This is a genomic window from Lysinibacillus boronitolerans JCM 21713 = 10a = NBRC 103108, assembly GCF_000772935.1.
Taxonomy (GTDB): Bacteria; Bacillota; Bacilli; order Bacillales_A; family Planococcaceae; genus Lysinibacillus; species Lysinibacillus boronitolerans.
Map to the genome: position 1 here is coordinate 155,357 of NZ_JPVR01000073.1, position 10,233 is coordinate 165,589.

The window sequence follows — 10,233 nt, forward strand, 5'->3', positions numbered from 1 at the left end:
GCTTTCTTATGCTAAGAAATATACGTTTCGAAATTTGCTCGTTTTTGAATACAGGCTGCAGCACGTTCGCGATCATTTTCACTTTGGAAGCTAATGACTAGAATACCGAAAACATCTTCTCGTGATTCAACAATGCGTAGATTCGTAATACTAATTGCTTCATCCGCTAAAAAGCCCGTCACTTCAGAAATAACACCTGGATAGTCAGGAACATCAACATAGAGGTCGAATGGTGTATACATAGCCCCTGCACTAATCGGTAATTCATCTCTCAGTTCTTTAGCAACTGCAAAATAGTTTTCAATATCCTGTGAAGAACCCTCCATTAGCAGTTTCTTAATGCGCGTCATTTCTTTTTCCCAGCCATCTAATTGCGTGAGGAGCTCCTCGCGATTTTGCAGCGTAATATCTCGCCATAAGATGGGGTTCGAAGAGGCGATTCGTGTCACATCACGAAAACCTCCTGCTGCAAGAGAACGTGTCATTGGGTACTCCCCATTTTCGCCACCTAATTGATGGACAAGTGAGGCCGCGATAACATGTGGAAAATGACTCACCACCGCTGTCATGTGATCATGCTCACTGGCAGATACACTGACTACTTTTGCATGGGTAAATTTCAGCAAACTTTCAAGCTGTGCCATATGAACAATTTCTTCCCCAGCGAGTGGCGTAAGCATGTAATATGCGTTTTCAAAAAGATGCGCTTTAGCAGCCAGCACACCGCTTTTATGAGACCCCGCCATTGGATGTCCACCAATAAACGTTATCCCAAGTTCTCTTAATTCGCTGGCTTTTTGCATAATTAATTTTTTTGTACTCCCTGTATCTGTTACAATGACTTTATTTTTCAATGGCCATGATTTTAATTGCTCCATCCAATCCAGTGTTGCATTAACGGGTGTCCCGAAGATAATAACATCAACCTCAGCCGCAACAGCCAGTGGATCTGCGACAATATCATGCACAATATTTAATGTTTTCGCATGCTCACGTGTTTGTGCGTCCATGTCATAGCCAATAATTTTTGTTTCAGGTGCTTTTTGCAAAGCAAGGGCAATAGAACCACCGATCAATCCAAGCCCTATAACGAGTACTTTGCGAGTCATGCAAATACCCCTTGTTGTTTTAACACTTCATCAAGTTGGCTAAGTAATGCTGCATTTTGAGCCTCTGTTCCAATTGTCACACGGATAAATCCTGGTAACCCTAATGCATTACCACTGCGCACAATAAAGCCTCTTTTCATCAGCTCTTGGAAAACAACATCACTATCAGCATGAGTATCAAAGAAAATAAAGTTTGTATCAGATGGGAAGTATTTTAAATTATGCTTTTCACAAAATTCTACATATTGTTTTTTGCCTATTTCATTAGCTTCACGGCAGGCTTCAATATATTCTTGGTCACTGAGCGCTATGGCAGCAACAGCTTGACTTAAGATTGTATTATTGAATGGTGCACGAACAGGATCTAGCTTAGCAATAACATCAGGTTGGCCAATTGCATAGCCAACGCGGAACGAAGCTAAGCCATAAGCTTTAGAGAATGTACGAAGTAAAAGAACATTCGGATATTCATCAATGATTGGTAACGTATCCTTGTGGTCTGGATGTGTAACATATTCAATGTATGCCTCATCAAGCACGACAAGGACATCGCTTGGAACCTTTGCAAGAAAGGCACGCAATGCAGCATCAGGAATGACAACGCCAGTCGGATTATTTGGACTACATACCCAAACAATAGAAGTTTGGTCATCAATTGCAGCCAACATTGCCTCTAGATCATGTGCTCCATCTTGACAAGGCACTTTACGTACTTCAGCACCTTCAATTTCAGCATTGTGCCAGTATTGAGAGAAGGAAGGGTCGGCCATAACCGTGTTTACCCCTGGATACAACAGAGCACGAGTAATAATAGCAATGATGTCATCGGAGCCGTTACCAAAAAGAAGCTGTGTCTCTTTCACACCTAGATGATTTGCCACAGCAGTACGTAGGTTTTGTGCATAGCCATCTGGATAAAGTGCATGATTCACTGCATTATTTTGTAAATAAGCTGTTACCTTAGGTGAGCACCCGAATGGATTTTCATTCGACGCCAATTTAATAACTTCCTTTAAGCCATATTCACGTTGTACTTCTTCAATTGGTTTACCTGGCTTATATGCTTGCATACCGTCCAATTGTTGTTTCCACTTCATCTAAAACATCTCCTCTACTTATTTAGCCTGAGCCAAATCTGGTCTTAATTTTACTGCATCATTGAGATACAAGTGCTTTACATCTTTTTGGGCTACCTCTACGTTTGCATGTATTAATACACGAATACATAATGGTAACGCTTCTGGCACATCCATTTCATGTGTACACATAACAGGGACATATTGCCAGCCATCCATCAAGCGTACTGCACGAGCAGGAAATGCTGAGGTAATATCTGGCGTTGTTGAAATGAGGATTGATGCGATATCATCAATTTCCACATTATTTGCAGCCACAACCTCACGCACTAATCTTGCTGTCTCATCCCATACAAGCTCTGGCTTGTCAGATTCAATTGTTATTGCTCCTCTAAGTCCACGAATCATACAAGCACCTCCGCTAATAACTGTCTATATTCAGCATCTATTTCTTGACATTCTTCTAAATCAATAGCTTTGACAAAAGGCTTACCAATTTTCTCCAAAAGAACAAATTGTAAGATGCCATATTCTGCTTTTTTATCTTTCATTAGGTAGCTAGATAATTGATCAAATGAATAATCACGCACAGCTTTAAAAGGATAGCCATTTTTTAACGCAAACTGTAAAAAGGATTGGGTGAACGTACGATCGAGTTCTCCATATCGTTCACTCAATAGAAGACAATAGACGAGTCCAATCATTACCGCCTCACCATGTGCCACTTTGCCATAACCCGCAGCCGCTTCAATGGCATGTCCATATGTATGGCCTAAGTTTAAAAACTTTCGAACGGATTGCTCTGTTTCGTCCTCAGCAACAATTTGTGCTTTCACTTCAATTCCTTTTTTTAACTGCTTTGCTAGTTCATTTTGATTAAAATGAATCACCGAATCTCCTGTCATTAATTCCTCTAGCCAGGTCGGGTCAGAAATCATGGCATGCTTAATTAACTCTGCTGTTCCTGAACGTACCTCACGCTCTGATAAGCTTTCTAAAAGGGCTGTATCATATATCACGCCTTCTGGCTGATAAAATGCGCCAATCATATTTTTCCCTAGCGGATGATTAATGGCCGTTTTTCCACCAACTGCGGAATCATGCGCTAGAATAGTCGTTGGAATTTGAATAAACGGAACCCCACGCATATAGGTTGCCGCAACAAAGCCTGTTAAATCGCCAACTGCTCCTCCTCCAAAGGCAAAAATGAAGGATTTTCGGGAGCATTTTTGCTCTAATAAAAATGTTTGAGCTGCGTTGTATTGATCAAAGGTTTTACATGCTTCACCACCTGGCAAAATAAAGACCTCAAACTGGTACGGGAAATTTGCTTTGAAGTACTCTCCCTGTGCTGCCCAAACATTGACATCTGTAAACACAAAGAGCTTATCCGCATTTTGCAGTTTATCAGCAAATGCCTCCACAGCTTCAGTTAGAAATTGATGCCCAAGAACAACTTCATATTGATGCGATTTTGTTGCTACTGGTACACGCATAACTTAGAACCCCTTTGTATATTGACGATGCTCGTCAATTTGAGCTTGTAATTGTGGTAGTTGATCACTATGGAATTGCTCTAAAATTGCATTCGCTATTTCCCAGGCAATAACATGTTCTGCAACTACAGATGCTGCTGGTACTGCACAGCTATCAGAGCGCTCAACACTCGCTTTAAACGGCTCTTTTGTTTCAATATCTACACTTTGTAATGGTTTATATAAAGTAGGAATTGGCTTCATCACACCACGTACAACAATTGGCATACCTGTTGACATACCACCCTCTAAGCCACCGAGTCGATTAGTTGCACGAGTATAACCTTCTTCTTCAGACCAAATGATTTCATCGTGCACTTCAGAACCCTTTCGACGTGCCATTTCAAAGCCAAGTCCAAATTCTACTCCTTTAAATGCATTAATGGATAGCATGGCTGCTGCAAGTTTCGCATCCAGCTTACGATCATAATGTACATAAGACCCTACACCTGCTGGCATGCCTTCCACTATGACTTCTACAACACCACCGATCGAATCACCAGCTTTTTTCGCTTCATCAATTGCCTCAACCATTTTCGCAGAGGCGATAGGATCTACACAGTAGCAAGGATCCGCTTCGACAATGGCACGAATTTCTTCTGTTGTTTTTCCTTCTATTAAAGATGTATCGGCTTTGATTCCCACTATCTCTGTAACATGTGCAACAATGGAAATGCCTAGTTCATTAAGTAACGCCTTTGCCACAGACCCAACTGCTACACGTACAGTTGTTTCACGCGCAGAGGAGCGCTCTAATACATTCCTTAAATCACGGTGACCATATTTCATGCCTCCGACTAAATCAGCATGACCTGGTCGAGGGCGTGAGATTTGACGCTTGATATCTTCAGGATTGATATCATCAGCTAATGGCTCTGCTCCCATAATTTTAGTCCAGTGCTTCCAGTCATCATTTGTGACAACGAGTGCAACAGGAGATCCAAGTGTCTGACCATGACGAACACCAGCTACAATCTCCACTGTATCTGTTTCGATTTGCATGCGGCGCCCTCGTCCATGACCTCCCTGGCGACGTTTTAAATCGTGATTAATTTTTTCTGCTGTAATGGGTAAGAGTGACGGTAAACCCTCAATAATTGTCGTTAATTGAGGTCCGTGTGACTCACCTGCTGTTAAGTAACGCATAAACACTTTCTCCCTTCAACTCGCTAAAGTATGTATTTTTCACTATAACATATATTCTTTAAAAAAACAGTCCTTTTACGAATGTCTTTTAAGTAGTTACCATTTTCATAGATCTAAATGTGAATATTCTGAATGAAAGTTGTAAAAAAACAACTAGCTAAATTTTATAAAAAATACGCCTTTGCTTATGATAAGCGAAAAGCGTATGAATTATCTATGTTTAATGCTTGGTCAACTATATGTACAATTGTGTCATTTGTACAAAGCTTTTCATCCATATTATTAATTATTTTTACGATAGAAGAACGTGTCTTCCACATCAAATTCATAACGTGCTGGATTAAAAATTTGTTCTGTCGATCCAACAAATAAAACGCCATCCTTGCGCAGTGCTTTACTAAAATTATTATAAATTTGATCTTTCGCTTCTTCTGTAAAATAAATCATGACATTGCGACAAACAATTAAATCATAATTGCTGTCATAAGCGTCATTCAATAAATTATGTTTCTTAAAGGTTACACAACGCTTAATTTCATCCTTCACCCGATAGAAGGAGCCTTCTTGCTCAAAATACTTTGCTTTAATATCACTTGGCACCTCTGCTAAAGAGCGTTCAGGATAGACACCTAACTTCGCCTTTTGTATCACATTCTCATCTAAATCAGTGGCAATAATTTGAATTTGAGATAAAGGCACCAATTGAGATAAAACCATTACTAAAGAATATGGCTCTTCTCCTGTCGAACAAGCAGCACTCCAAATTTTTAAACGCTTATTAGTTTGTAAGAGCTTCGGAAATATTTTCTTTTGTAATACTTCCCAGCGCTTTCCATTGCGATAAAATTCAGAAACATTGATCGTCATACGATCTAAAAATTCATTCATTAAATCACGATCTTGTTCAAGTGCCTTTAGAAAGTCTACAAAATTACGATAGCCCTTTTTCTCATAAAGAGAGGTTAATCGTCTTTTCATTTGCGCTTCTTTATATAACGCTAAATCTATTCCTGTTTTGCGCTTAATACCTTCTATAAACTGTTCATAATCAGACATATGGTCATCTTCCCCTCTAGCGTCGTATTACCATTATAGCGGAAAAGTCCCAATCCTGAAATAGTCTTTCTCATGTAAGCAAATCTACTTGCTTGCGTTTTGTTTTTCCTCTAAAAGTAATACTTTCGACTGTTCTAATTCAAGTCTCATTTTTTCTGTCTCAATCGTATACGTTTCTAACCTAAGCTTTTCTAATTCTACTTCTTTTTCAACAGCTTTTAGTTTTATTTTTTGTTGTCTAGTACGAGCGTCTGTAAAAATTCCAGCTAAAGAAATAATGACGCCTCCAATTATCGCTACAATGGCAATTGACAATCCCTTCACTTCCTTTCGTTATTACGATTATACGGCAAAATGGAAAAAATAGTTTCATTTTTCAGGAATTTATTCCAATAAAAAATGAAGGTAGTTTTGACCACCTTCATTCTATCCATTATCGTTAGACTTGTATGCGGTATTCTTTTAAATCTTCTCGTAATTTAGCCTTTAAGAATTTACCTACAGACGTTTTCGGTACCTCGTCAATGAAGACAATATCATCAGGAATCCATGTTTTATGGAATTGTTGCTGTAGACTCTCTAGTAATTCTTCTTTAGTAATCGAATCCTTAAACTCTGGCTTTGCTACGACACAAGCTAATGGTCGCTCCAACCACTTTTCATGTGGAATGGCAATAACAGCCGCCTCAAAGACCTTTGGATGGGACATTAATGCATTTTCAAGCTCTACTGAAGAAATCCATTCGCCACCACTCTTAATTAAGTCCTTTGTACGATCGGTGATTTTTATATAGCCATCTGTCGTCATCACTGCAATATCGCCTGTATAAAGCCAGCCGTCTTTAAAGGCCTCTTCCGTTCGTTCATCCTGATAATATGCATTGGCAATCCATGGGCCTCTAATCGTAAGCTCTCCCATCGTTTTACCATCCCAAGGCACTTCACCATTTTCATTGACAATCCTAGTATCAATAAGAGGCATCGTCATACCTTGTGTTATCCGAACATTCATTTTTTCATCATCCGTATAGTCCTGCATATGTGTTAAATATGTGGATAGGCTTACAAGAGGTGAGGTTTCCGTCATACCGTAACCTGTCATGTACGGGATATTAAGTTCTTGCTCAAAACCTCGAACAAGACCAAGTGGTGAGGCAGAACCTCCACAAACAATTAATCGCATAGACGATAGGTCACGAGGATTTTGACGCTGCTCCTGTAGTACGCCTAGCCATATGGTCGGTACCCCTGCTGTCAATGTGACTTTATACACATCAAATAATTCAAGCAATAGCTGTGGTGTAAACATCGGACCAGGTAAAACCTGTGTAGAACCAAATGCGACACTGGCAAATGGTAATCCCCATGCATTCGCGTGAAACATAGGTACAACAGGTAACACTACATCCGACTCACAAATCGCAATACTGTCGGCAAGACCAGCTGCTAAACTATGGAGTACAATACTACGATGTGTATACACTACTCCCTTTGGCATGCCCGTCGTTGCACTTGTATAGCACATGCCTGCAGGTGTATTTTCATCTAAATCTTCTGGGAATGTGAAATGTTCATCTGCCTCTGCAAGTAGCGCTTCATAGGAAAGAGCATTTGGAATCGGTAAAGTTTCTACCGCAACAGCATCACCCATAATAATAAAATGCTTCACCGTTTTCAGCTGAGATACGATTGGTGCAATCAATGGCACGAGATTATCATCTATTAATAATATTTCATCCTCAGCATGATTGATGACATAAGCAATATGCTCAGGGGATAATCGAATATTAATCATATGCAATACGGCTCCTGCACATGGTACAGCAAAGTAAGCTTCCAAATGGCGATGGTGGTTCCAAGCATATGTGCCCACCTTCATTCCTTGCTTCATACCCAGTTTCGTCAGAGCATCAGCTAATCGGCGAGTCCGTTTGACATAATCTTTATACGTAAATTCGTGAATTGTAGTGGCACTTGTTCGAGAATAGATTTTCTTTGAGTGAAAAAATCGTTCTGCGCGATTCAAAAAACTTGTTAATAATAAAGGTGTATCCATCATATGCATTATACCGCTTCCCTTCATCTACGATTTTTTGAAACGATCAACACTAAAACAATTTAAACGAGAATTGGCCGTTACCTTGGTTGCATACGAATGGCACCATCCAATCGAATGACCTCTCCATTTAACAAGCCATTATGAATAATACTTTCAACCAAAAGAGCATATTCCGAAGGTTTACCAAGTCGTTTAGGGAACGGTGTCATTTGAGCAAGGGCTGTTCTTGCAGGCTCAGGTAACGAAGCAAACATCGGTGTTTCAATTAATCCTGGCGCAATGGTCATCACTCGGACACCGATTTCCGCAAGCTCTCTTGCAATCGGTAACGTCATCGCCGCTACGCCCCCTTTTGACGCGCTATAAGCAGCTTGTCCAATTTGCCCATCAAATGCAGCCACAGACGCGGTATTAATAATGACGCCACGCTGTCCATCCTCATTTGGCTCATTATGCTGCATTTTATCCGCAACTAGACGAATGACATTAAATGTACCAACTAAATTAACCGTAATCACCTTTTCAAATAGAGCAAGGGCATGTATACCGCGCTTTGAAATAACTTTACTCGCATCTGCTATGCCAGCACAGTTCACTGCAACATTGACCTTACCAAAAGCTGCAACAGCCTGCTCTAGGCCTGCCGCCACGTCCTCTTCCTTTGTGACATCCACTCGTGCATAAAGGACATTTTGACCTAATTCCTCCACTAGAGCTTGTCCACGCTCATCATTCAGATCAAAAATAATCGCTTTGCCACCCTGCCCTACCAATTTCCGAACGGTTGCCTCTCCTAACCCAGAGGCACCCCCTGTTATGACTGCCACCACTTCATGTTCTTTCATCAGACATATCCCCTTTTACATTTTTTCAATGATTGTGGCATTGGCCATTCCCATTCCCTCACAAATAGCCAACAAGCCGTAACGATAATTCTCTCGCTCCATGCGATATAGCATAGTCGTTAACAATTTCGTACCAGTTGCCCCTAATGGATGTCCCAGTGCAATTGCACCACCATCAGGATTGAGCTTTTCTGGGTCTCCTCCTATTTCATGCAGCCATACGAGCGGCACAGGTGCAAAGGCCTCATTTACCTCATATGTGTCAATATCCTCTATCTTGAGACCTGACCGTTCTAATGCTTTTCTAGTAGCCTCGATTGGCCCTGTCAGCATTAATGTCGGATCAGAGCCCACGACCACTCTTGTTACAATTTTAGCGAGTGGTTGAATGCCCAGTTCTCTTGCTTTATCCAATGCCATCACGACTACAGCTGAGGCCCCATCACTCATTTGGCTCGCATTGCCCGCAGTAATCACACCATTCTCCTGAAAAACGTTTTTTAATCCATTTAAAATGTCAACGGTAGTTTCTGCTCGAGGACCCTCATCAACGGCAAATGTTGTCACTGTGCCATCCTCTTGTGGAACTTGAATAGGTAGTATTTCAGCTTGGAAATGACCCGCTTCAATGGCGGAAATTGCCCGTTGATGGCTTTGATAAGCATAGCTATTTAGCTGATCTTTCGATAAAGACCATTGGGAAGCAATTTTCTCTGCTGATAATCCTTGATGAATAATATCATAATTTTCCTGTAAGCGTTTACCAGCATGTGCGTGTTGCATGTTTGAGCCCATTTGTACTCTTGACATACTTTCTACGCCACCAGCAATGACAATGTCCATATCTCCCGCTAAAATGGCCTGTGCCGCGAAATGCACGGCTTGTTGGCTTGAACCACACTGACGATCAATGGTTACTCCTGGCACACTATCTGGGAATCCAGCCATTAATAAAGAGGTACGCGCAATATTTGCCCCTTGTTCAGCTGTTTGCGTCACACATCCCAAAATAACATCGTCTACTTGTTCCTTACCAATGCCTGCACGCTTTACAACCTCCTGTAATACATCCGCTGCTAAATCATCTGCTCGAACTTGACTTAACGCGCCCTTACTTCTACCTACAGCAGTTCTCACAGCTGCTACAATCACCACTTCTCTCATGTCCATAACCCCTTTTTCACGTCATCCTCATAGTTTATTGACGAGTCTACTAAACTATTCCTAACTTAATTATCAGAATATTACATTATTTATTGTACATGAGTAAGAAGTTTTTAACAATTCTATATCGGAGTGATTCCTCCCCTTTTTGCGCAATAAAAAAAGCAATCTCATAAATTGAGATTGCTTGATCTATTCGAAATTAAACTAAATCTTCACCGAAGAATAAGCCGATTTCGCGCT

At 40.7% G+C, this 10,233-nt stretch carries 10 protein-coding genes; all 10 read right to left on the reverse strand.

Annotated features, from left to right (window positions below; genetic code table 11):
- Positions 1-11 precede the first annotated feature (11 nt).
- On the reverse strand, positions 12-1,109 hold the full coding sequence (locus tag CD31_RS11220) for a prephenate dehydrogenase (protein ID WP_036077692.1): 1,098 nt from the start codon (positions 1,107-1,109) through the stop codon (positions 12-14).
- Positions 1,106-2,206, reverse strand: coding sequence for a histidinol-phosphate transaminase (hisC, locus tag CD31_RS11225; RefSeq protein WP_016994407.1), 1,101 nt, complete (start codon positions 2,204-2,206; stop codon positions 1,106-1,108). The genes CD31_RS11220 and hisC overlap by 4 nt, the downstream gene beginning before the upstream one ends.
- Positions 2,207-2,224: 18 nt before the next feature.
- A complete protein-coding gene (aroH, locus tag CD31_RS11230; RefSeq protein WP_016994408.1) occupies positions 2,225-2,593 on the reverse strand; it encodes a chorismate mutase in 369 nt (122 codons plus the stop codon).
- Positions 2,590-3,681, reverse strand: a complete 1,092-nt coding sequence (gene aroB, locus CD31_RS11235) for a 3-dehydroquinate synthase (RefSeq protein WP_036077695.1) — start codon at positions 3,679-3,681, stop codon at positions 2,590-2,592. Before aroB ends, aroH begins: the two co-directional genes overlap by 4 nt.
- Before the next feature lie 3 nt (positions 3,682-3,684).
- A complete protein-coding gene (aroC, locus tag CD31_RS11240; protein WP_004232644.1) occupies positions 3,685-4,866 on the reverse strand; it encodes a chorismate synthase in 1,182 nt (393 codons plus the stop codon).
- A 282-nt stretch (positions 4,867-5,148) separates the two neighbouring features.
- The gene (locus tag CD31_RS11245) at positions 5,149-5,922 is read right to left on the reverse strand and encodes a CheR family methyltransferase (RefSeq protein WP_036077697.1); all 774 of its coding nucleotides are present in this window, start codon (positions 5,920-5,922) and stop codon (positions 5,149-5,151) included.
- Between the two features lie 84 nt (positions 5,923-6,006).
- A complete protein-coding gene (locus CD31_RS11250; protein WP_016994411.1) occupies positions 6,007-6,237 on the reverse strand; it encodes a hypothetical protein in 231 nt (76 codons plus the stop codon).
- Between the two features lie 124 nt (positions 6,238-6,361).
- Entirely contained in the window at positions 6,362-7,987 is a 1,626-nt protein-coding gene (locus tag CD31_RS11255) for a long-chain fatty acid--CoA ligase (protein ID WP_036077699.1), read from the reverse strand.
- Between the two features lie 71 nt (positions 7,988-8,058).
- Entirely contained in the window at positions 8,059-8,826 is a 768-nt protein-coding gene (locus CD31_RS11260) for a 3-hydroxyacyl-CoA dehydrogenase (RefSeq protein WP_036077701.1), read from the reverse strand.
- Positions 8,827-8,841: 15 nt separating this feature from the next.
- Positions 8,842-9,990 (reverse strand): thiolase family protein, encoded by a 1,149-nt coding sequence (locus tag CD31_RS11265; RefSeq protein WP_036077704.1) that lies wholly within the window; start codon positions 9,988-9,990, stop codon positions 8,842-8,844.
- Between the last annotated feature and the right edge of the window lie 243 nt (positions 9,991-10,233).

What these genes read in the sequence shown, in the direction of transcription:
- CD31_RS11255 (WP_036077699.1), bottom strand. Translation starts at nt 7,987, where the DNA reads ATGCATATGATGGATACACCTTTATTATTAACAAGTTTTTTGAATCGC.
- CD31_RS11260 (WP_036077701.1), bottom strand. Translation starts at nt 8,826, where the DNA reads ATGAAAGAACATGAAGTGGTGGCAGTCATAACAGGGGGTGCCTCTGGG.
- aroH (WP_016994408.1), bottom strand. Translation starts at nt 2,593, where the DNA reads ATGATTCGTGGACTTAGAGGAGCAATAACAATTGAATCTGACAAGCCA.
- CD31_RS11265 (WP_036077704.1), bottom strand. Translation starts at nt 9,990, where the DNA reads ATGAGAGAAGTGGTGATTGTAGCAGCTGTGAGAACTGCTGTAGGTAGA.
- CD31_RS11220 (WP_036077692.1), bottom strand. Translation starts at nt 1,109, where the DNA reads ATGACTCGCAAAGTACTCGTTATAGGGCTTGGATTGATCGGTGGTTCT.
- CD31_RS11245 (WP_036077697.1), bottom strand. Translation starts at nt 5,922, where the DNA reads ATGTCTGATTATGAACAGTTTATAGAAGGTATTAAGCGCAAAACAGGA.
- aroB (WP_036077695.1), bottom strand. Translation starts at nt 3,681, where the DNA reads ATGCGTGTACCAGTAGCAACAAAATCGCATCAATATGAAGTTGTTCTT.
- hisC (WP_016994407.1), bottom strand. Translation starts at nt 2,206, where the DNA reads ATGAAGTGGAAACAACAATTGGACGGTATGCAAGCATATAAGCCAGGT.
- aroC (WP_004232644.1), bottom strand. Translation starts at nt 4,866, where the DNA reads ATGCGTTACTTAACAGCAGGTGAGTCACACGGACCTCAATTAACGACA.